At 71.8% G+C, this 21,284-nt stretch carries 18 protein-coding genes; 3 read left to right on the plus strand and 15 right to left on the minus strand.

What is annotated here, in order from left to right; genetic code table 11:
- Positions 1 to 120: 120 nt before the first annotated feature.
- Together WA762_RS00180 and WA762_RS00185 are read left to right on the plus strand one after the other, a co-directional pair.
- On the plus strand, positions 121 to 1,782 hold the full coding sequence (locus tag WA762_RS00180; protein ID WP_335931600.1) for an alkaline phosphatase D family protein: 1,662 nt from the start codon (positions 121 to 123) through the stop codon (positions 1,780 to 1,782).
- Positions 1,783 to 2,098: 316 nt separating this feature from the next.
- On the plus strand, positions 2,099 to 3,067 hold the full coding sequence (locus WA762_RS00185) for a zinc metalloprotease (protein ID WP_335931602.1): 969 nt from the start codon (positions 2,099 to 2,101) through the stop codon (positions 3,065 to 3,067).
- A 120-nt stretch (positions 3,068 to 3,187) separates the two neighbouring features.
- Here WA762_RS00185 and WA762_RS00190 read toward each other — a convergent pair whose 3' ends face one another.
- From WA762_RS00190 to WA762_RS00215, 6 genes are all read right to left on the minus strand, one after another.
- Positions 3,188 to 3,766, minus strand: coding sequence for a dienelactone hydrolase family protein (locus WA762_RS00190; RefSeq protein WP_335931604.1), 579 nt, complete (start codon positions 3,764 to 3,766; stop codon positions 3,188 to 3,190).
- A gap of 42 nt (positions 3,767 to 3,808) precedes the next feature.
- Positions 3,809 to 5,395, minus strand: coding sequence for a Na+/H+ antiporter (locus WA762_RS00195; RefSeq protein WP_335931606.1), 1,587 nt, complete (start codon positions 5,393 to 5,395; stop codon positions 3,809 to 3,811).
- A gap of 153 nt (positions 5,396 to 5,548) precedes the next feature.
- Entirely contained in the window at positions 5,549 to 6,025 is a 477-nt protein-coding gene (locus WA762_RS00200) for a GNAT family N-acetyltransferase (RefSeq protein ID WP_335931608.1), read from the minus strand.
- A complete protein-coding gene (locus WA762_RS00205) occupies positions 6,022 to 6,963 on the minus strand; it encodes an RluA family pseudouridine synthase (protein ID WP_335931610.1) in 942 nt (313 codons plus the stop codon). The genes WA762_RS00200 and WA762_RS00205 overlap by 4 nt, the downstream gene beginning before the upstream one ends.
- A gap of 77 nt (positions 6,964 to 7,040) precedes the next feature.
- Positions 7,041 to 7,655 (minus strand): signal peptidase II, encoded by a 615-nt coding sequence (gene lspA, locus WA762_RS00210; RefSeq protein WP_335931612.1) that lies wholly within the window; start codon positions 7,653 to 7,655, stop codon positions 7,041 to 7,043.
- Between the two features lie 58 nt (positions 7,656 to 7,713).
- A complete protein-coding gene (locus WA762_RS00215; RefSeq protein ID WP_335931615.1) occupies positions 7,714 to 8,529 on the minus strand; it encodes a TraR/DksA family transcriptional regulator in 816 nt (271 codons plus the stop codon).
- A gap of 550 nt (positions 8,530 to 9,079) precedes the next feature.
- On the opposite strand from WA762_RS00215, the gene ileS reads away from it, so the two are divergent.
- Entirely contained in the window at positions 9,080 to 12,256 is a 3,177-nt protein-coding gene (ileS, locus tag WA762_RS00220; protein WP_335931617.1) for an isoleucine--tRNA ligase, read from the plus strand.
- 261 nt (positions 12,257 to 12,517) lie between these two features.
- Here the strand turns inward: ileS and WA762_RS00225 are convergent, their stop codons facing one another.
- The 9 genes from WA762_RS00225 to ftsW all read right to left on the minus strand — a co-directional run bounded on the left by WA762_RS00225 (position 12,518) and on the right by ftsW (position 21,225).
- Positions 12,518 to 13,672: a DivIVA domain-containing protein gene (locus tag WA762_RS00225; protein ID WP_335931619.1), complete on the minus strand. Its 1,155-nt coding sequence runs from the start codon at positions 13,670 to 13,672 to the stop codon at positions 12,518 to 12,520.
- A gap of 49 nt (positions 13,673 to 13,721) precedes the next feature.
- Positions 13,722 to 14,006: a YggT family protein gene (locus tag WA762_RS00230; RefSeq protein ID WP_335931621.1), complete on the minus strand. Its 285-nt coding sequence runs from the start codon at positions 14,004 to 14,006 to the stop codon at positions 13,722 to 13,724.
- A 70-nt stretch (positions 14,007 to 14,076) separates the two neighbouring features.
- Complete coding sequence (locus tag WA762_RS00235; RefSeq protein ID WP_335931623.1) at positions 14,077 to 14,700, minus strand: cell division protein SepF; 624 nt, start codon at positions 14,698 to 14,700, stop codon at positions 14,077 to 14,079.
- 126 nt (positions 14,701 to 14,826) lie between these two features.
- Positions 14,827 to 15,546, minus strand: a complete 720-nt coding sequence (locus tag WA762_RS00240) for a YggS family pyridoxal phosphate-dependent enzyme (protein ID WP_335931625.1) — start codon at positions 15,544 to 15,546, stop codon at positions 14,827 to 14,829.
- Positions 15,547 to 15,552: 6 nt separating this feature from the next.
- On the minus strand, positions 15,553 to 16,329 hold the full coding sequence (gene pgeF, locus WA762_RS00245; protein WP_443080482.1) for a peptidoglycan editing factor PgeF: 777 nt from the start codon (positions 16,327 to 16,329) through the stop codon (positions 15,553 to 15,555).
- On the minus strand, positions 16,326 to 17,540 hold the full coding sequence (gene ftsZ / locus WA762_RS00250; RefSeq protein ID WP_335931629.1) for a cell division protein FtsZ: 1,215 nt from the start codon (positions 17,538 to 17,540) through the stop codon (positions 16,326 to 16,328). Before ftsZ ends, pgeF begins: the two co-directional genes overlap by 4 nt.
- A 278-nt stretch (positions 17,541 to 17,818) precedes the next feature.
- Positions 17,819 to 18,616, minus strand: coding sequence for a cell division protein FtsQ/DivIB (locus tag WA762_RS00255; RefSeq protein ID WP_335931631.1), 798 nt, complete (start codon positions 18,614 to 18,616; stop codon positions 17,819 to 17,821).
- Between the two features lie 53 nt (positions 18,617 to 18,669).
- Entirely contained in the window at positions 18,670 to 19,764 is a 1,095-nt protein-coding gene (murG, locus tag WA762_RS00260) for an undecaprenyldiphospho-muramoylpentapeptide beta-N-acetylglucosaminyltransferase (protein WP_335931633.1), read from the minus strand.
- A 6-nt stretch (positions 19,765 to 19,770) separates the two neighbouring features.
- Positions 19,771 to 21,225: a putative lipid II flippase FtsW gene (gene ftsW / locus WA762_RS00265; RefSeq protein WP_335931635.1), complete on the minus strand. Its 1,455-nt coding sequence runs from the start codon at positions 21,223 to 21,225 to the stop codon at positions 19,771 to 19,773.
- Positions 21,226 to 21,284: the final 59 nt, after the last annotated feature.

The raw sequence follows: 21,284 nt of genomic DNA on the forward strand, positions 1-21,284 counted from the left end.
TCCCGCCCCGAAATCTCCTCCGCCGGTGTGGCGAAATCCTGACGACCGCCGCACGACGGGCGGGCGAACTTCCCCGGTTCGCCCGCCCGTTGGCATTACCGGCCAGTAAGGTCCTGGCCCATGACCTCTCGACAGCTTCCGCCGCAGCCGGCCGCCCCCAGTCGCCGCACGGTCGTCAAGGCCGCCGCCACCGCCGCCGTCGCGGTCCCGGTGCTGGGCTCCGCCGTCACCGCGCACGCCGCCGACGGACCCGCCTTCCTGCACGGCGTCGCCTCGGGCGACCCGCTCCCCGACGGCGTCCTCCTGTGGACCCGCGTCACCCCGTCCCCGGACGCCGTGCCCGGTTCCGGCCGCGGCGCCGACACGACGGTGAGCTGGGAGGTGGCCGAGGACAAGGGCTTCTCCCGGATCGTCTCCCGCGGCTCCGCCGTCGCGCGGGCCGCCTCCGACCACACCGTCAAGGCCGACATACGCGGGCTGAGCCCGGCCACCACGTACTGGTTCCGCTTCTCGGCGGGCGACGGCGCGGCGGTCCTCTCGCCCACCGGCCGCACCCGCACCGCGCCCGCCGCCACCGCCGCCGTCCCCGGTCTGCGCTTCGGCGTGGTCTCGTGCGCCAACTGGGAGGCCGGCTTCTTCTCCCCGTACCGGCACCTCGCGGCCCGCACCGACCTCGACGCGGTGCTGCACCTGGGCGACTACATCTACGAGTACGCGTCGGGCGTCTACCCGGCCGCGAAGTACGTCGTACGGCCGCACGAGCCCCGGCACGAGATCCTCACCCTCGCCGACTACCGCACCCGGCACGGCGCCTACAAGACGGACGCGGACCTCCAGGCCCTGCACGCCGTCCACCCGGTGATCGCGATCTGGGACGACCACGAGTTCGCCAACGACGCCTGGTCGGGCGGGGCCGAGAACCACACGCCCGGCACGGAGGGCTCGTGGACCGACCGCGCCGCGGGCGCCCGGCAGGCGTACTTCGAGTGGATGCCGGTCCGCCCCTCCACCGAGGGCACCGTCCACCGGCGGCTGCGCTTCGGCAAGCTGGTCGATCTCCACCTCCTCGACCTGCGCACCTTCCGCTCCCAGCAGTCGACGATCGGCAATGGCTCGGTCGACGACCCGGACCGCACGATCACCGGCCGGGCGCAGCTGGACTGGCTGAAGGCGGGCCTGGCCGGTTCGGACGCGGCCTGGAAGCTGGTCGGGACGTCGGTGATGATCTCGCCGGTCGCGTTCGGCGCGCTGCCCGCGCATCTGCTGGAGCCGCTGGCCGAGTTGCTGGGGCTGCCGAAGGAGGGGCTCGCCGTCAACGTCGACCAGTGGGACGGCTACACCAGCGACCGCAAGGAACTGATCACGCATCTGCGGGACCGGTCGATCGCCAACACGGTGTTCCTGACCGGCGACATCCACATGGCGTGGGCCAACGACGTGCCGGTGAAGGCGGCCACCTACCCGCTCTCGGCGTCGGCGGCGACCGAGTTCGTGGTGACGTCGGTGACCTCGGACAACCTGGACGACATCCTGCACGTGGCGCCGGGAACCCTCTCCGCGGTCGCGAGCGCGGCGGTCAAGGCCGCCAACCGCCACGTCAAGTGGGTGGACATGGACGCGCACGGCTACGGCGTGCTCGACGTGACCGCGGAGCGCTCGCAGATGGACTACTACACGGTGTCCGACCGGACGAAGCGGGACGCGACCTCCGCCTGGGCGCGCTCCTACCGGACGCTCAGCGGAACGCAGAAGGTCGAGCGGGTGAACCAGCCGGCGCGCTGAGGGGCCAATTCCGGCCACTCAGGCTCGGGTTGACGGCGCATGACATCGCTACGGCGGGTGGCGTGCCTCCACCCCCCAATGGGGACACACCGCCCGCCGGAGTGACACGTGACGCCCCGTTCCCGTCTCAAACCCTGGAACGGGCAGATTCTTTCCTACCGGTTCCGACTGGTTCATCCCTCGAATGATCAGGCTTGATCATCACTGCTGGGAATATGACATGAGCACGTAATCTCCCTGGCGGCGAGGAGGAAATCCCTCCCCCACACATCCGCGAGGAGACCCCGTGCGCGCTCTTGCCCGTATTTCGCCGCGTATGCGCAACCGTGCGATCGGCACCGCCGTCCTGGCCGGAACCCTGGCCCTGGCGCCGCTCTTCGCCACCTCCGGCTCCGCCGCCGCCAGGACCTCCGGGTCCGCCTCCGCCTCCGCGTCCGCCCAGAAGTGCGTGGACGACGCGGCCGCCGACGCCACGGCGCGCCGGGCCCGCCCCTCGGAGACCAAGCAGGTCCACGACCCCAACGAGCTGACCGCCGCCCAGGCCCGGGCGATGGAGACCCAGCTGCGGGAGAGACTCGCGGACCGCCGGGTCAACGCCTCCGCGGCGGCCGCGGGCGCCTCGATACCGGTGTACTTCCACGTCATCCACTCCGGGACCGCCGGCAAGCTCGGCGCGACCGCCATCGCCAACCAGATGAGCGTCCTGAACGCCGCCTACAGCGGCCAGGGCGCCGGCAACACCGACTCCGGCTTCCGCTTCACGCTGGCCGGCACCGACTACACGGACAACAGCTCCTGGTACGGCGTCTCGCCGGGCTCCTCCGCCGAGAAGTCGATGAAGTCCGCGCTGCGCAAGGGCGGCGCGAACGCGCTCAACGTCTACACCGCCAACCTCGGCGGCGGGCTGCTGGGCTGGGCGACCTTCCCCAGCTCGTACAAGTCCAACCCGTCCGACGACGGCGTCGTCATCCTCGACGCCTCGCTGCCCGGTGGCTCGGCCACCAACTACAACGAGGGCGACACCGCCACCCACGAGGTCGGCCACTGGCTGGGCCTATACCACACCTTCCAGGGCGGCTGCACCGGCAGCGGCGACTACGTCGCCGACACGCCCGCCGAGAAGAGCGCCGCGTCCGGCTGCCCGACCGGGCGGGACACCTGCACCAGCCCGGGCCTGGACCCGATCCACAACTTCATGGACTACTCGTACGACTCCTGCATGTACCAGTTCACCCCCGGCCAGGTGCAGCGCATGAGCGACAGCTGGACCGCCTACCGCGCCTGACCCCTGCCCGCCCCCCGGCACACGGCCTCGGCCGGTCCGCCCCGCCCGTGCGAAGGGCCGCGCACCGCGCGGCTCCCCCGCGCGGGCGGGGCCTGCGCGCGTCCGGCCGGGCCCGTGCGGTCAGAGCGTGGCGAGGAAGCCGAGCGCGACCTTCCAGGCCAGCTCGGCCGACGCCTCGTCGTGGTCGGGGAGTTCGGGGTCGGTGAAGAGATGGCCCGCCCCCGGGTAGCGGTAGACCTCGACGTCCGCGCCGGCCCGCCCCATCCCCAGGTACCAGGAGTTCAGCCAGTCATGTGTCTCGAACGGGTCGGGGTCCGCGACGTGCAGCTGCACCGGCAGCTCGTCGACCGAGGCGTTCTCCGCGATGTCCGAGGTGCCGTGGAAGAGCAGCAGGCCGCGCGCCTTCTCGTCGCCGAGCGCCAGCGTCTGCGCGGTGGCGGCCCCGAGCGAGAAGCCGGCGTACACCAGCCCCCGGTCGGAATAGGGCGCGGCGGCCAGCACGGCCCGCCGGAGCAGTTCGTCCTTGCCCAGCTCCTCCTTGTGGGCCATGCCCTCCTCGACGGTGTCGAAGGTGCGCCCGTCGAAGAGATCGGGCGTCCGCACCTCGTGCCCGGCGGCGCGCAGCCGGGCGGCGGCGTCGTGCACGGCGGGGCGCAGACCGTACGTCGAGTGGAAAAGCATGATGTCCATGGGGCCCATGGTGCCAGCCGCGGCCCCGGTCGCGCCGCCCCCGCCCCGCGGTCACCGCAGGCTGCGCACGTCCAGCTGCCTCAGCACCCGGTCGACCACCTCCGGGTCGGAGCCCGGCTCGTTGCGGGCGGACAGCACCTCGTGGCGGGCGGCGGACAGCAGCTCGCGCTGGACGCGGCTGATCGCCCGGAAGTTCTCGGCGCGCCGGGCGTACGCCTCGCGGCGCTCGTCGTCGACCATGTCGGGGCTGATCCGGGCCCCCACGTCGTACGCCAGCCGCTGCAGCCGCTCCACGACCTCCTCCGGGAACTCCTCGGCCTCCTCGATCTCCTTCAGCCGCTTCTTCGCGGCCCTGGCGGCGCGCAGCGCGAGGTCCTTCTCCAGCGCCTCCTCGGCGGCGGTGTCCGCCCGCACGTGGAGCCTGCGGACCAGCCACGGGAGGGTGAGGCCCTGGACGACCAGCGTGGCCATGATCACGGCGAAGGCGATGAAGACGATCTCGTCGCGTCCCGGGAACGGACTGCCGTCGTCCGTCTTCAGCGGAATGGCGAGTGCCAGGGCGACCGAGGCGACGCCCCGCATCCCGGACCACCACATCACCACGGTCTCCCGCCAGCTGGTGGGGATGTCCTCGCTGACGTCGCGCCGGGTGTGCAGCCGCTTCGCCAGCCAGGTCGCGGGCAGCAGATAGAGCAGCCGTACGCCGACGACCACCCCGACGACGGCCAGCCCCCAGCCGAGCATCTCCGGCAGGCGGCCGCTCGCCGTGCCGAAGACGTTGTGGAGTTCGAGACCGATCAGCCCGAAGGCGACGCCGGTCACCAGGGTGTCGACGATCTCCCAGAAGGAACGGCCGGCGAGCCGGCCCAGGACGTCGTCGGCGTCGGCGGTGTGCTCCGCGAGGAAGAGCGCGGTGGTGAGCACGGCCAGCACGCCGGAGCCCATGAGCTCCTCCGCGAGCACATAGCTCACGAACGGCACCAGCAGGGTGAGCCCGACCTGGAGGGTGGCGTCGCCGAGCAGGCCCATCAGCTTGATGGTGAGCCAGCCCAGCACGAGCCCCACCGCCACGGCGACGACCGCGGACAGGATCAGCAGCCCGAACGCCTGCGGCAGGGAGAAGGAGCCGCTCACCGCGGCGGCGATCGCCACGTGGTACAGCACGATCGCGGTGACGTCGTTGAACAGCCCCTCGCCCTCCAGGATGGAGACGAGCCTGCGGGGCAGCCCGACCGAGCCCGCGACGGCGGTCGCGGCGACCGGGTCGGGCGGAGCGACGAGGGCGCCCAGCGCCACGGCGGCGGCGATGGGCAGCCCCGGGACTATCGCGTTGGCCACGGCGGCGACGGCGGCCGTGGTGACGAAGACCAGCGCCACGGCCAGCAGGAAGATCGGGCGTTTGTTGGCGGCGAACTGACGCCAGGAGGTGCGCTGCACCGAGGCGTAGAGCAGCGGCGGCAGCAGCGCGGGCAGGATGATCTCGGGCGGGATGTCCACGTTCGGCACGAAGCTGAGGAACGCCAGGCCGACCCCGGCGAGGGTCATCAGCACCGGCGCGGGCAGTCCCAGCCGCTCCCCCAACGGCACCGTGACCACGGCTCCGAGCAACAGCAGGAGGAGCAGTGCCATTTGGTCCACGAGGTGCCTTCCGGGACGCGGTGGACCGGCCTGCGTGATCGGCCGGTCGGGACCCCAAGCCTGCCATGCAGGGGGGACTAACCGGACAACACCCCCTTCGGCCCCTCGCCGGCCGGACCGCGGAGCCGTCCCGCGGGCCTGTCCGGCGCCCGGTCAGAGGGTGCGGCGCATCGCCCGGTGCGGGATGCCGGCGTCCGGGAACTCCGGGCCGTACGCCGCGTAGCCGAGGCGTTCGTAGAAGCCGAGGGCGTGCGTCTGGGCGTGCAGGTCGACGGCGGTCAGGCCCAGCTCGCGGGCCGCGTCCTCGATCGCCCGGACCAGGGCCGCGCCGACGCCCAGCCCGCGCGCCCGGCCGGTCACCGCCAGCCGCCCCAGCGAGCCGACGCCCGGGTCGCCGCCGGTCCGGTCCGCGGCCGCCGGGCCGTGCAGCAGCCGCCCGGTGCCGAGCGGGGCGCCGTCCGCCGCGACGGCGAGCACATGCACCGCGACCGCGTCGAGGGCGTCGTACTCGATCTCCTCGGGCACGTTCTGCTCATGGACGAAGACGTCCTTGCGGACCCGCAGACAGGCCGCGATGTCCCGCTCGCCGACGGCGGTGCGGGTGGTGTACGGGCCGGGCGCCCCGGTCACCGGCTCTCCTCGGTGATCTTGTCCAGGGCGCGCTGGAGATCCTCCGGGTAGCTGCTGGAGAACTCCACCCAGCCGCCGTCGGCGGGGTGCTCGAAGCCGAGCCGGACGGCGTGCAGCCACTGCCGCGTCAGGCCGAGGCGCTTGGCCATCGTCGGGTCGGCGCCGTAGGTGAGGTCGCCCACGCAGGGGTGGCGGTGCGCGGACATGTGCACCCGGATCTGGTGGGTGCGGCCGGTCTCCAGCTTGATGTCGAGAAGGCTGGCGGCCCGGTACGCCTCGATGAGGTCGTAGTGCGTCACCGAGGGCTTGCCCTCGGCCGTGACCGCCCACTTGTAGTCGTGGTTGGGGTGGCGGCCGATGGGGGCGTCGATGGTGCCGCTCATCGGGTCCGGGTGGCCCTGCACCAGGGCGTGGTAGCGCTTGTCGACGACGCGGTCGCGGAACTGCGCCTTCAGCAGGGTGTAGGCCCGCTCGGACTTGGCGACGACCATCAGCCCGGAGGTGCCCACGTCGAGGCGGTGGACGATGCCCTGGCGCTCGGCCGCCCCGGACGTCGAGATCCGGTACCCGGCCGCGGCGAGACCGCCGATCACCGTCGTGCCGGTCCAGCCGGGGCTGGGGTGGGCGGCGACGCCGACCGGCTTCACGATCACCACGACGTCGTCGTCGTCGTGCACGATCTCCATGCCCTCGACGGGCTCGGCGACGATCCGCACCGGGGCCGGCGCCTGCGGCATCTCCACTTCCAGCCAGGCGCCGCCCCGCACCCGCTCGGACTTCCCGACCACCGCACCGTCCACCTGCACCTTTCCGGCGGCGGCCAGATCGGCGGCCTTGGTGCGGGAGAAGCCGAACATCCGGGAGATGGCGGCGTCGACGCGCTCGCCCTCCAGGCCGTCCGGAACGGGCAGGGTGCGGACCTCGGGATACGTACTCACCTGATCGAGTATGCCTTGCGGCCGACGGTGCTGTGACCGGCGAGCCCGGCCGCCCGCCGGGGACGGCGGGAGCGCCCTCAGTCCTTGTGCACGGTCCCGTCGGGGTCCAGGCCCCGGAAGGAGAGGAGCACGATCAGGATGCCGCCGCAGACGATCGCGGAGTCCGCGAGGTTGAACACGGCGAAGTGCTCGACGGAGATGAAGTCGACCACCGCACCCCGGAACACGCCCGGCGCGCGGAGGAGGCGGTCGGTCAGGTTGCCCAGCGCCCCGCCCAGCAGCAGGCCGAGCGCGACGGCCCATGGCAGGCTGTAGAGCTTGCGGGCCAGCCGCGCGATCACCACGATCACGGTCGCCGCGATCGCGGTGAAGACGATCGTGTACGCCTCGCCGAGGCTGAACGCGGCCCCCGAGTTGCGGATCACCTCGAACTTCAGCCAGGTGCCGATGGCTTCGACCGGCTGGTGGTGCTCCAGCTTCGCGACCACGACCAGCTTGCTGCTCAGGTCCAGCAGGTAGGCGAAGACGGCCACGGCGAAGAGCACCGCGATCTTCCGCTTGCCCCTGCCGGCGGGCGTCGCCCCGGACGTCTCCCCGGCCGGGCTCCCGGCGCGGTCCCCGGTCCCCTCCCCTTCGGTCCCCTCAGTGTCGGGGATGTCCGGCGTGTCGATGATGCGCTCCGCCTCTGCCACGTGAGTCCCTCAACCTAGGTTCCTGACTGAGGACGAGGGTACGACACGCCGCACCGGATCAACCGCGTCGCTCCTGCTTCTGTTTGTCCTCGACGCACAGCGTGGCGCGGGGGAACGCCTGCATGCGCGCCTTGCCGATCGGCCTGCCGCAGATCTCGCACAGCCCGTACGTCCCGGCGTCGAGCCGGGCCAGCGCCCGGTCGGTCTGGTCCAGCATCTCGCGGGCGTTGGCGGCGAGCGCCATCTCGTGCTCGCGGGTGATGTTCTTGGTGCCGGTGTCCGCCTCGTCGTCGCCCGCCCCGTCGCCGGAGTCGCGCATCAGCCCGGCGAGCGCGATCCCCGCGGCCTCCAGCTCGTTGCGCAGCCGGGTGCTCTCGGCGCTGAGCACGGCCCGCGCCTCGTCGACCTCCTCCGGGGTCCAGGGGTCCTCGTCGGGCCGGACCGCCAGCTCGCCGGGGGCCGTCGTGGCGACCCCGCCGCCCGACGGCACGACGGGGGGCGCGGCCTCGTCGGCCCTGCGCGCCCCGGACTCGCTCTTCTTGGCTACCACCGTGTGGGCTCCCGTCTGCTCGGCGGACCCGGCCGCCTCCGTGGCCGCGTCGGCGGCCTTCTTCGAAGCCTTCCCGGCCGTCTTCCTCGACGCCGTCTTCTTCGCGGCGGTCTTCTTCGCCACTGCCTTCTTCGCGGCGGTCTTCTTCGCCACCGCCTTCTTCGCCGCGGGCCTCTTCGCCGCGGCGGCCGCCTTCCTCTCCTTCGGGGCCTCGGGGGCGCCTTCCGGGGCCCCGGGGGCCCGCTCCGGGCCCGTGTTCCCGGCCGCCGCGCCGGTGGATCCCGGCGGCGCCGTCTTCTTCGCGGTGGTCTTCTTCGCCACCATGGCCGCGGCCCCTTCACATATTGTGATCTTGCACGCGAATCGTGCTGGGACGATAAATCGGCCCCGCCCCCTCGGCAACGGGGCACGCCGCCGTTTCGCCCCCGCCCGAGTGCCCGGACGCCGACCGCCTGAATCCGTTGTGCCCAGCTCACCGCCCCATAATCAGGTTTTCCGACCCCCGGCCGGGGCCCCGCGAGGCCCGTCCGCCGCGTCTGCCCGTTCGGGTCATCCGCCGCACCGCCCGATATCCGGTCGGCCGACGCCCGTACGGGCCCGTACACTGGCCTGAGCGAGAGGCGTGGATGGGACGAGTAGCGTCGTACGCGGCCAGGAGCGACCCGGGGACGGTGGAAGCCCGGGGGCGAGCGCGTCGTGAAGATCACCCGGAGCCGCCGGAAGAAAGCCGAGAGGCGAGTAGACCCGGCATCGCGACCCCAATGAGGGGGCCACGGGCGTCTGCCCGGGGCCAAGGAGGGTGGTACCGCGGGAGCCGACCGGGTTCTCGTCCCTCCGACGGAAGTGGAAGCCGTCCGCCGGAGGAAGTCCGCCCATGACATCACCTCAGTACCGCCAGGTGCCCGCCCAGGTCGACCTGCCCGCGCTGGAGCACGCCGTGCTCGACTTCTGGCGCGAGAGCAAGGTCTTCGCCAAGACCCTCGAACAGTCCGAGGGCCGCCCCGAGTGGGTCTTCTACGAGGGCCCGCCCACCGCCAACGGCATGCCCGGCGCCCACCACATCGAGGCCCGCGTCTTCAAGGACGTCTTCCCCCGCTTCCGCACCATGCAGGGCTACCACGTCGGCCGCAAGGCCGGCTGGGACTGCCACGGCCTGCCGGTCGAGCTCGCGGTCGAGAAGGAGCTGGGCTTCAACGGCAAGAAGGACATCGAGGCGTACGGCATCGCCGAGTTCAACGCCAGGTGCCGCGAGTCCGTGACCCGCCACACCGACGCGTTCACCGAGCTCACGACCCGGATGGGCTACTGGGTCGACCTCGACGACGCCTACCGCACGATGGACCCCGAGTACGTCGAGTCGGTGTGGTGGTCGCTGAAGGAGATCTTCAACAAGGGGCTGCTGGTCCAGGACCACCGCGTCGCCCCCTGGTGCCCCCGCTGCGGCACCGGCCTCTCCGACCACGAGCTGGCCCAGGGGTACGAGACGGTCGTCGACCCGTCGGTCTTCGTCCGCTTCCCCCTCACCTCCGGCCCGCTGGCCGGCGAGGCCTCCCTCCTCGTCTGGACGACCACCCCCTGGACGCTGGTCTCCAACACCGCCGTCGCCGCGCACCCCGACGTCGCCTACGTCGTCGCGAGCAACGGCGAGGAGAAGCTCGTCGTCGCGCAGCCGCTCGTCGAGAAGGCCCTGGGCGAGGGCTGGGAGACGACCGGGCAGACCTTCACCGGCCGTGAGATGGAGCGCTGGACCTACGAGCGCCCGTTCGAGCTGGTCGACTTCCCGGCCGAGGCGCACTACGTCGTCAACGCCGAGTACGTGACGACCGAGGACGGCACGGGTCTGGTCCACCAGTCCCCCGCCTTCGGCGCCGACGACCTCCAGGTCTGCAAGGCGTACGGCCTCCCGGTCGTCAACCCGGTACGCCCCGACGGCACCTTCGAGGAGAACCTGCCGCTGGTCGGCGGCGTCTTCTTCAAGAAGGCCGACGAGGCGCTCACCGAGGACCTGGCCGCCCGCGGCAGGCTCTTCCGGCACGTCCCGTACGAGCACAGCTACCCGCACTGCTGGCGCTGCCACACCGCGCTCCTCTACTACGCGCAGCCGTCCTGGTACATCCGCACGACCGCGATCAAGGACCGGCTGCTCGCGGAGAACGAGAAGACCAACTGGTTCCCGGACTCGGTCAAGCACGGCCGCTTCGGCGACTGGCTGAACAACAACGTCGACTGGGCGCTGTCCCGCAATCGCTACTGGGGCACCCCGCTGCCGATCTGGCGCTGCGAGGACGGCCACCTCACCTGCGTCGGCTCACGCGCCGAACTGGGCGAGCTGACCGGCGCCGACCTCTCCGGGCTGGACCCGCACCGCCCGTTCATCGACGAGATCACGTTCACCTGCTCGCACGAGAACTGCCAGCTGGAGGCGTACCGCGTCCCCGAGGTCATCGACGCCTGGTACGACTCGGGCTCGATGCCGTTCGCGCAGTGGGGCTACCCGTACAAGAACAAGGAGCTGTTCGAGAGCCGCTACCCGGCGCAGTTCATCTCCGAGGCCATCGACCAGACCCGCGGCTGGTTCTACACGCTGATGGCGGTCGGCACGCTGGTCTTCGACAAGTCGTCCTACGAGAACGTGGTCTGCCTGGGCCACATCCTCGCCGAGGACGGCCGCAAGATGTCCAAGCACCTGGGGAACATCCTCCAGCCGATCCCCCTCATGGACCAGCACGGCGCCGACGCGGTGCGCTGGTTCATGGCGGCCGGCGGCTCCCCGTGGGCGGCCCGCCGGGTCGGCCACACCACCATCCAGGAGGTCGTCCGCAAGACCCTCCTGACCTACTGGAACACCGTCGCCTTCCAGGCCCTGTACGCGCGCACCTCGCAGTGGGCCCCCTCCGCGGCCGACCCGGCGCCGGCGGACCGCACGGTCCTGGACCGCTGGCTGCTGAGCGAGCTCAACACGCTGGTCGACCAGGTCACGCTGGCCCTGGAGGGATACGACACCCAGCGCGCCGGCAAGCTCCTGTCCTCGTTCGTCGACGACCTGTCCAACTGGTACGTGCGCCGCTCGCGCCGCCGCTTCTGGCAGGGCGACAAGGCGGCGCTGCGCACCCTGCACGAGGTCGTCGAGACGGTGACCCGGCTGATGGCCCCGCTGACCCCGTTCATCACCGAGCGGGTCTGGCAGGACCTGGTGGTCCCGGTGACCCCGGACGCCCCCGAGTCGGTGCACCTCGCCACCTGGCCGAAGGCGGACCGGGCGGCGATCGACCCCGCGCTGTCCACCCGGATGGCGCTGGTGCGCCGCCTGGTCGAGCTGGGCCGGGCGACCCGCGCGGAGTCGGGCGTCAAGACCCGGCAGCCGCTGTCCCGCGCCCTGGTCGCGGCGCCCGGCTTCGACTCGCTCCCGCCCGAGCTGCACGCCCAGATCACGGAGGAGCTGAACGTCTCCTCGCTGGCCTCGCTCACTGATTCCTCCGCCGGTCCGGCGGGCGGCGGCTCGCTGGTCGACACGACCGCGAAGGCGAACTTCCGCGCGCTCGGCAAGCGGTTCGGCAAGGGCGTCCAGGCGGTGGCCAAGGCGATCGCGAACGCCGACGCGGCGGCGCTGTCGCTGGCGCTGCGCGAGGGCACGGCCTCCGTCGAGGTGGACGGCGAGACCGTCGCCCTCGCCCCCGACGAGGTGATCATCACCGAGACGCCCCGCGAGGGCTGGTCGGTGGCCTCCGACGCGGGCGCGACCGTCGCCCTGGACCTGGAGATCACCCCGGAGCTGCGGCGCGCGGGCCTCGCCCGGGACGCCATCCGTCTGATCCAGGAGGCCCGCAAGAACAGCGGCCTGGACGTCGCGGACCGCATCGCCGTCCGCTGGACGTCCGACTCCCCCGCGACGGTGGAGGCGCTGACCGAGCACGCGGCCCTGATCGCGGACGAGGTGCTGGCGCTGGACTACGCCCAGGGCGAGGCGGACGCGGCCTACGGGGACCCGTTCGAGGACGAGGGCCTGGCCCTCGCCTTCCGCCTCCGCAAGGCGGACGGAACCCAGCGGTAGCCCGGGCCCCGGCCCGAATCCTTCGGAGGGCCCGCCCGGAACACCCGTTCCGGGCGGGCCCTCCGGCGTTCCGGGCGGGCCTCCGCCGCTCCGGACGCCACGCCGTTCCGGACGCCCCGCCCGTCGGCGGCCGCCCCTGCGCCGCCGGGCACGGCGGGGACCGCGGCTCCGGGCACGACGAAGGGCCGGGCCCCGGGGGTTCTCCCCGTGGCCCGGCCCTTCGGACTGCCGACGGCTACGCGCTCATCGCGCGCGCCCGGCTCAGTTGTCGTCCTCGTCGATCAGGAACCCGCGCATCGGCGACGGCGCCTGCTGCATCGGCTGCGGCGCCTGCGGCCGCACCGGCGCCATCGGCTGGGTCATCGCCGGCGACATCTGCTGCTGACCACCGTACGAGGGACCGCCGCCCATGGACGGGTTGCCGCCCATCGACTGGTTGCCGTGGTTCCCGCCGCCCATGCTGTGGCCCATGGCGCCCGCACCGGCCGGAGCCAGCGAGGGCGACGGCGGCAGCGAAGCGGTCGCCGGGGTCCGCGGCGGGGCGAGCGAGTCGTCCGCCTGGGTCTCCAGCTGACGCAGCTGGCTCTCCAGGTAGGACTTCAGCCGGGTGCGGTACTCGCGCTCGAAGCCGCGCAGGTCCTCGACCTTGCGCTCCAGCGTCGCGCGGGCCGACTCCAGCGAGCCCATCGCCACGCGGTGCTTCTCCTGCGCGTCCCGCTCCAGGGCGTCCGCCTTGGCGCGCGCGTCGCGCTCCAGCCCCTCGGCACGGCTGCGGGCCTCGCCGACGATCTTGTTGGCCTCGGAACGGGCCTCCGCGATCGCCTGGTCGGCGGTCTGCTGCGCGAGCGAGAGGACACGGGCGGCGCTGTCCCCGCCGGGGCCCTGACCGGGCTGCTGCATCTGCGGCGGCTGCTGCATCTGCTGCTGCGGAGCGTGACCGCCCATAGGACCGCCCATCGGGCCGCCCATGGGACCGCCCTGCATCGGGCCGGGGCCGTGCGGGCCCTGCGGACCGGGGCCATGCGGGCCCTGCGGGCCGGGGCCGTGCTGACCCTGGGGACCAGGACCATGACCGCTGGGACCGGCGGGCAGCTGCGGAGCACCACCGGGCAGCTGGGGGGGACCCATCTGCGGGGGCTGCTGCTGGACCGGCGGACCCGATATGGCGGCGGGCACCGGGGCCCCGGGCCGGTCCTGCGGCTCCGGCTTGCGCATGCCCTGCTGCTGTTGGTTCTGCGCGGCGGCTCGCGTGGCGGCGGCCAGCTTGGCGCGGAGATCCTCGTTCTCACGGAGCAGGCGGGTCAGCTCGGCCTCGACCTCGTCGAGAAAGGCATCGACCTCGTCCTCGTCGTAGCCTTCTCGGAGACGGACGGTTGTGAACTGCTTGTTCCGCACGTCCTCGGGAGTCAGCGGCATCTCTTCTTCACCTCTACGTAGTCGTCGGCAGTCGGCAAGACCGTATCGCTCACAACCCGATCACGATGCCTCTCAGGATGAAAACGATGATCATCAGAACGAAGAAGGACAGGTCGAGTGCCACGCCCCCGAGACGCAGCGGCGGGATGAACCGCCGCAGAAGCTTGAGCGGTGGATCGGTGATCGAATAGGTGGCCTCGAGTATGACCACCATCGGCCTGCCGGGCTGCCATGAACGTGCGAACTGGAAGACGTAGTCCATGACCAGCCGGAAGATCAGCACGATGAGGAAGCACGTCAACGCGATATAGACAACCTGCAGTGCGACGTCCATCTTCGCGCGTCCCTCTCCCCTGACTCTCTCGCCCCGGCCCCGCGGCCGGGTCGTTCCCGGTGTCGTGTTCTCAGCTCTGGTTGAAGAATCCGCCCTCAGCGATGCGGGCCTTGTCCTCCGCCGTGACATCGACGTTAGCAGGCGACAACAGGAACACCTTCTGCGTCACGCGCTCAATGCTGCCATGGAGACCGAAGACGAGTCCTGCCGCAAAGTCGACAAGTCGCTTCGCGTCCGTATCGTCCATCTCCGTGAGGTTCATGATCACCGGAGTGCCCTCACGGAAGTGTTCACCGATGGTACGGGCCTCGTTGTAGGTCCGGGGGTGCAGCGTGGTGATGCGGTACGGCTCCCGCTCGGACACGACCTTGGGCATGATCACCGGTGCGTTCTTCTCCAGGTTGGGACGTTCGGGTGTGATGGATGCCACGGGGGCGATCCGGGCGGGTCGCTCTCTTTCCACCGGGATCTGGACCGGTTCCCGCTGCGCGGGAGGCTGCACCGCTCGTACCGGTTCGTCCCGTTCGCGCTCCCGGTCCCGGTCGACCTGATGCGCGGGCTCGTGCCGCCGCCGGTCGCGCTCGGGGTCCGGCTCGGGTTCGAATTCGTCGTCGGGGTCGAACCCCGGACCGTCGTACCCATCGTCCTCCACGAGGCCGAGGTAGACCGCCATCTTGCGCATCGCGCCGGCCATGCTCTGAATCCTCCGCTCTGTGGTGGATCGGCATCTGTCACCAAGTGCCCCGCGATCCACTGTGGCCTGCCCGCCATCGGCGGGATTGACCATATTTTCTGCTGTGGTCCGACTCGTTTGGCGACGTTACCCGAGCCTCGGTCGGACTCCGAGTACCGCCGTACCGATGCGCACATGTGTCGCTCCGGCCGCGACGGCGTCCTCGAGGTCCGAACTCATCCCCGCGGAGACCATGTTCGCAGCCGGATGGTCCGCGCGCAGGCGCGATGAGATTTCCATCAGCCGATCGAAAGCCGCGCGCCGCCGCCCCGCGTACGGCCCGGCCAGCGGGGCGACGGTCATCAGACCGTCGAGCCGCAGCCCGGGCGAGGAGTCGACCGCGGCGGCCAACTCCTCGATCCCGTCCGGCGCGACGCCGCCCCGGACACCGCGCTCGCCGCTCTCCGCGTCGAGCGCCACCTGTACGAGGCAGCCGAGTTCGCGGCCCTCGCGCACGGCCGCCGCCGAGAGAGCCGTGACCAGTTTGACCCGATCCACTGACTGCACGAAATCGGCATAACCGGCCACAGAACGAACCTTATTCGTCTGCAACTGACCGACAAAATGCCATGTGAGCGACAGATCCGCACACTCGGCCGCCTTGGGAGCGGCGTCCTGGTCGCGGTTCTCCGCGACATGACGCACACCGAGTCCGTGCAGGATCCGCACATCGCTCGCCGGATAGGTCTTGGTGACCACGATGAGGGTCACCTCCTCCCGCGCCCGGCCGGCCGCGGCGCAGGCGGAGGCGATGCGGTCCTCCACCCGTGCGAGATTCTCCGCGAGTTGAGTCCTACGGTCCGTCATGCCCTATCAGTCCAACCAGACATATCCGGCGAGCCGCCCGGTGGTGCGGTCGCGGCGGTACGAGAAGTGGTCGCCCGATTCGAGGGTGCAGACCGGCGACGCCTGCCGGTCGGTCACGCCGACCGCGTCGAGCTGGGCGTGGACCCCCGCGGTGACGTCCACGGCCGGGGTGCCCCAGCTGGTCTCGGACCAGGCGGCCGGAACGGCCGCGGCGACCTCTGCGCGCATCGGGGCGGGGACCTCGTAGCACCGGCCGCAGACGGCGGGTCCGGTGCGGGCGACGATCCGGGAGACGTCCGCGCCCAGCGCGGTCATCGCCGCCACCGCGGCGGGGACGACCCCGGCGACCAGTCCGGGGCGGCCCGCGTGCGCCGCCGCCGCGATCCCGGCGACCGGGTCGGCGAGCAGGACGGGGGTGCAGTCGGCGGTGAGCACCGCGAGCGCGAGCCCGCGCCGCGCGGTCACCAGCGCGTCCACGGCGGGGATGTCCGAGGCGTCCGCCCAGGGGCCGTCGACCACCGCGACGTCCCGGCCGTGCACCTGGTTCATCCAGACGACCCGTGCCGGGTCGAGGCCGAGGGACCGGGCCGCACGCTCCCGGTTCGCCAGAACGGCGGCGGGGTCGTCGCCGACCGCGCCGCCGAGGTTGAGTTCCTCGTACGGGGCCGCGCTCACTCCGCCCCACCGGTCGGTGAAGGCGAAGTGCGCGCGCCCCCTTGAGGTCTCCGAGGTCCCGGAGGTCTCCGAAGCCACCGCGGGAACCGGGTGGTGCGGGACTATCACTTCAAGAAGTCCGGGACATCCAGCTCTTCGACCTGCGAGTCCGGGTAGGGACGGGCCGGCGGGATGTGCGGCGCGGCGACCGGGGGCAGGTGCTTCTCAGCGGCCGACGGCGCGGGCTCGGCCGGGGCCGGGGACTCCTCGCGCGGCGGCAGGGAGCCGAGACCGCCGGACGAGCGCACCGGCTCGGCGGCCCGCACCGGCGCGGCCGGCTCCTCGCGCTTGGCGGAGCCGGCGCTGAGCACGTTGTCGCGGCGGGCCGGCGGCTGACCGCCGTCGAAGCCGGCCGCGATCACGGTGACGCGCACCTCGTCGCCCAGCGCGTCGTCGATGACCGCGCCGAAGATGATGTTCGCCTCGGGGTGCGCCGCCTCGCTCACCAGCTGGGCGGCCTCGTTGATCTCGAAGAGACCGAGGTCGCTGCCGCCGGAGATGGAGAGCAGGACACCGCGGGCGCCGTCGATGGACGCCTCCAGGAGCGGCGAGGAGATCGCCATCTCCGCGGCGGCCACCGCGCGGTCGTCGCCGCGGGCCGAGCCGATGCCCATGAGCGCCGATCCGGCCTCGGACATGACCGACTTGACGTCGGCGAAGTCGAGGTTGATCAGACCGGGCGTGGTGATGAGGTCGGTGATGCCCTGGACGCCCGAGAGCAGCACCTGGTCGGCCGACTTGAACGCGTCGAGCACGCTGACCTGGCGGTCCGAGATGGACAGCAGTCGGTCGTTGGGGATGACGATGAGGGTGTCGACCTCTTCGCGGAGTTCGGCGATGCCGTCCTCCGCCTGGTTCGCGCGGCGCCGGCCCTCGAAGGTGAACGGGCGGGTGACCACGCCGATCGTCAGGGCGCCCAGCGAGCGCGCGATGTTCGCGACGACGGGTGCGCCGCCGGTACCGGTGCCGCCGCCTTCCCCGGCGGTGACGAAGACCATGTCGGCCCCCTTGAGGACCTCCTCGATCTCCTCGCGGTGGTCCTCTGCCGCCTTGCGACCGACGGCCGGGTTGGCCCCGGCGCCGAGTCCGCGGGTGAGTTCGCGGCCGACGTCGAGCTTGACGTCGGCGTCGCTCATCAACAGGGCTTGCGCATCCGTGTTGATCGCGATGAACTCGACGCCCTTGAGACCGACCTCGATCATTCGGTTGATGGCATTGACACCACCGCCGCCGACACCGATGACCTTGATGACTGCGAGGTAGTTCTGCGGTGCTGCCACGTCGAAGGCCTCTCGCCTCGAGTTATGTGTCGTCGCTTCGCGGGTGTGCCCGCCGCGACGACGGATGCCGATGGGGACGGTCCGAAACGCCGACCCAAACCCTAACGTTGAAGTTTAGGGTTACCAGTGTGTCTGCTTCATGGACTCTTCCGAACAGGACACTAAGTCGACAAGTGGCGCGCGTTCAACGAACACGCCGAACCTCCCGTTTTTCTTTTCACCCTATGTGATCACCCGTAGCGCTGACCAACCAGGGTGCTGGCCTGGTCACATGTGCGTCAACCGCCCGATGCCGCGGGGGCGGTGGGCGCGCTCACGTCGAACCGGTCCGCTCCGGGCACGGCCTTCATCAGGGCGGTGAGGACGCGTGCCTTGGCGGGCCCGTCCTCGCCGCTGCCCCACTCGACCGTGCGCCCCCGGGTGAGCTTCAGGGTGATCGAGTCGTACGAGGCGACCCGGAGGGCGACGGTGTCCCTGGCGACCCCGTGCGGGAGTCCGCCCGCGACCCGGACCGCCTCCCGCACCAGCCGGTCGCCGCCGAAGCGGCGCAGGCTCGGCGACCGGTCGGCCGTCAGCTCCAGGACCGGCACATGTCCGGGCGCTTTGTCCACCGTTGCGAAACGAACGCCCTTGGCATCCACTTCGATGAACTTCGCGCCCTTTTTCATCAACAGAACCGGCTGACGCTCGGTCACTTTAAGTCCAATTCCGTGCGGCCATGACCGAACGACATCCACCGAGTCGATACGAGGCACCTTCTGGCGCAACCGGCCGGCGATGGCGTCGGTGTCCACGGAGACGAGCGGGGCGCCGACCGGCACCGCCGCGGCGGCCTCGACCTCGGCCGGGGTCAGCACGTCGACGCCGGTCGTCCTGACCCGTTCGACCCGGAACCAGGAGGAGCCGTAGAGCGCCCAGACGGCGCCCGCGCCCAGCAGCAGGGCCAGCGCACCGCCCAGGGCCAGCTGGAGGCGGCTGGGCCGCCAACGCCCTTCGGGGCGCCGCGAACTCGGCGGCCGGGCCGGGGAGTCCTTCGGCTGCGCTGCACCGCGCTGGGCGGTCGTCGGTCCGGCCACGCTCGCTCCTCACACCGGGTCCGGGAAGGCGTGCCTCCCCGGACCCGTCCGCCTCACGCGCCTCGGCGTGCGGCAATCGCCTCGTACACCATGCCGACGAGCAGGTCGTCGGCGTCCCGGCGGCCGAACTCCGCGGCGGCACGGGACATTTCGAACAGCCGGTGCGGATCAGCGAGCACCGGCAGGACGTTGCCCTGGATCCACTCGGGGGTGAGGGCCGCGTCGTCCACCAGCAGCCCGCCGCCGGCGTTCACCACCGGCTGGGCGTTCAGCCGCTGTTCGCCGTTGCCGATGGGCAGCGGCACGTACGCGGCGGGGAGCCCGACGGCGGAGAGTTCGGCGACGGTCATCGCGCCCGCGCGGCAGAGCATCATGTCGGCCGCCGCGTACGCGAGGTCCATCCGGTCCACGTACGGTACCGGGATGTACGGCGGCATCCCGGGCATGTTGTCGACGTGCGGCAGTTCGTTCTTCGGGCCGACCACGTGCAGGATCTGGATGCCGGAGCGCTGGAGCAGCGGGGCGACGCTCTGGACCACCTCGTTGAGGCGGCGCGCGCCCTGGGAACCGCCGGAGACCAGCAGCGTCGGCAGGTTGGGGTCGAGACCGAAGGCGGCGCGAGCCTCCGGGCGGACCCGGGCCCGGTCCAGGGTGGCGATGGTCCGGCGCAGCGGGATGCCGATGTAGCGGGCGCCGCGGAGCTTGCTGTCGGGGGTGGAGACGGCGACGCCGTGGGCGTAGCGCGAGCCGATCTTGTTGGCCAGACCGGGCCGGGCGTTGGCCTCGTGGACGACGATCGGCACGCCGGCGCGCTTGGCCGCCAGATAGCCGGGCAGGGCCACGTAGCCGCCGAAGCCGACCACGCAGTCCGCGTGGGTGCGCTCCAGGACCTGTTCGGCGGCCTTGATGGTGCCGCGCAGCCGGCCCGGGACGGTGATCAGTTCCGGGGTGGGCTTGCGGGGCAGCGGGACGGCCGGGATCAGCGCGAGTTCGTACCCCCGCTCGGGTACGAGCCTGGTCTCGAGTCCGCGCTCCGTGCCGAGGGCAGTGATCCCCACGGTCGGGTCCTGCCTGCGCAGGGCGTCCGCGAGGGCTAGCGCGGGCTCGATGTGGCCGGCGGTCCCCCCGCCGGCGAGTACGACATGCACCGAAATTCACCGCTCTCCGGACGGACGCTGCTTGACGCGCCGTCTCATCGTCTTCCATCTCACCCCGGGCCTCCGCATGGCCAGGGCCGCCTTCGCGGCGGGCTCCTCTCGCGCGAACGCGATCAGCAGCCCGACGGCGAACATGGTCGGCAGCAGGGCCGACCCTCCGTAGGAGAACAGCGGGAGCGGGACACCGGCGATCGGCAGCAGGCCGAGCACCGCACCGATGTTGATCACGGCCTGCACCATGATCCAGGTGATCACGCCTCCCGCGGCGTACCTCACGAAGGGGTCCTCCGTGCGTCCGGCCACGCGGATACCCGCATAGCCTAGAGCCGCGAAGAGAGCGAGTACCGACAGCGTCCCCGCCAGCCCCAGTTCCTCCCCGGTGATGGCGAAGATGAAGTCGGTGTGCGGTTCGGGCAGTTGGCCCCATTTTTCCACACTCGCACCGAGCCCGGAACCGAACCATCCGCCGGACGCCAGAGCATAGATGCCGTGCACGGCCTGCCAGCAGGAGTCCCCCGGGCCCGGCTCGGTGGCGCCGATGCAGGCGAGCCGGGACATCCGGTTCGGGCTGGTCTTGATGAACACGACGCTGAGCACCACGGCGAAGGCGAGCACCCCGGCGAAGAGCCGGGTGGGGGCGCCCGCCAGCCAGAGCAGTCCGAACAGGATCGCCGTGAGAATGATCGCAGTGCCCATGTCCCCGCCGATCATGATCAGCCCGAGGAGCATGAAGGCGACCGGGACCAGCGGCACCAGCATGTGCTTCCACTGCGACAGCAGCCGCTTGTCCTGTTTGCGGGCGAGCAGGTCGGCGCCCCACAGGACCAGGGCGAGCTTGCCGAACTCGCTGGGCTGGAGCTGGAAGGGGCCGCCCAGGGAGAGCCAGTTCTGGTTGCCGTTGATCGACATCCCTATCCCCGGCACCTGGACCAGCGCCATCAGGACGACCGTCCCCACCAGCAGCGGGTAGGACAGCGCCCGGAGCAGCTTGACGGGCATCCGGGCGGCGACCGCCATCAGTACGGCGCCGATGACGGCGGCGAGGAACTGCTTGCGGAAGAAGTAACTGCCCGGTTTGTTGAGCTCCAGGGCCTTGATCATGGAGGCGGAGTAGACCATCACCAGGCCGAGCACGGTGATCAGCAGCCCGGCGCCCAGGATCAGGTAGTACGCGGTCAGCGGGCGGTCCCAGGTCCGTCGTGCGCGCTCGAACAGCCGGCGGGCCCCGCCGCCCCGGGGAACGCGGGGAGAACCGGCGGCACGCCCCTTGGGACGGGCCGCCGGGGGGCGCCGGGAGCCGGCGGCGGACCGGACCCGCAGGACCGGTCCGCGGGACGCCGGGGCGCCCGCTCCCGCTCCCGCGAGCAGCGGCGGGGCGAGTGCCCGGCTGATCGCCGCGATGGCCCGCGGACGGTCCCCGCGGTCGGCGGCGGAGCTCTCTTCGGCCGGCATTGTCGCTGTCCCCTCCACTGTGCGTGGGCCCGGGGCCGCCGCCGGGGGCCGGGCCCGTG

Origin of the sequence: Streptomyces tyrfis (assembly GCF_037034285.1) — a bacterium.
Lineage (GTDB): Bacteria > Actinomycetota > Actinomycetes > Streptomycetales > Streptomycetaceae > Streptomyces.

What these genes read in the sequence shown, in the direction of transcription:
- WA762_RS00180 (WP_335931600.1), top strand. Translation starts at nt 121, where the DNA reads ATGACCTCTCGACAGCTTCCGCCGCAGCCGGCCGCCCCCAGTCGCCGC.
- WA762_RS00185 (WP_335931602.1), top strand. Translation starts at nt 2,099, where the DNA reads ATGCGCAACCGTGCGATCGGCACCGCCGTCCTGGCCGGAACCCTGGCC.
- WA762_RS00190 (WP_335931604.1), bottom strand. Translation starts at nt 3,766, where the DNA reads ATGGGCCCCATGGACATCATGCTTTTCCACTCGACGTACGGTCTGCGC.
- WA762_RS00215 (WP_335931615.1), bottom strand. Translation starts at nt 8,529, where the DNA reads ATGGTGGCGAAGAAGACCACCGCGAAGAAGACGGCGCCGCCGGGATCC.
- ileS (WP_335931617.1), top strand. Translation starts at nt 9,080, where the DNA reads ATGACATCACCTCAGTACCGCCAGGTGCCCGCCCAGGTCGACCTGCCC.
- WA762_RS00225 (WP_335931619.1), bottom strand. Translation starts at nt 13,672, where the DNA reads ATGCCGCTGACTCCCGAGGACGTGCGGAACAAGCAGTTCACAACCGTC.
- WA762_RS00230 (WP_335931621.1), bottom strand. Translation starts at nt 14,006, where the DNA reads ATGGACGTCGCACTGCAGGTTGTCTATATCGCGTTGACGTGCTTCCTC.
- WA762_RS00235 (WP_335931623.1), bottom strand. Translation starts at nt 14,700, where the DNA reads ATGGCCGGCGCGATGCGCAAGATGGCGGTCTACCTCGGCCTCGTGGAG.
- WA762_RS00240 (WP_335931625.1), bottom strand. Translation starts at nt 15,546, where the DNA reads ATGACGGACCGTAGGACTCAACTCGCGGAGAATCTCGCACGGGTGGAG.
- ftsW (WP_335931635.1), bottom strand. Translation starts at nt 21,225, where the DNA reads ATGCCGGCCGAAGAGAGCTCCGCCGCCGACCGCGGGGACCGTCCGCGG.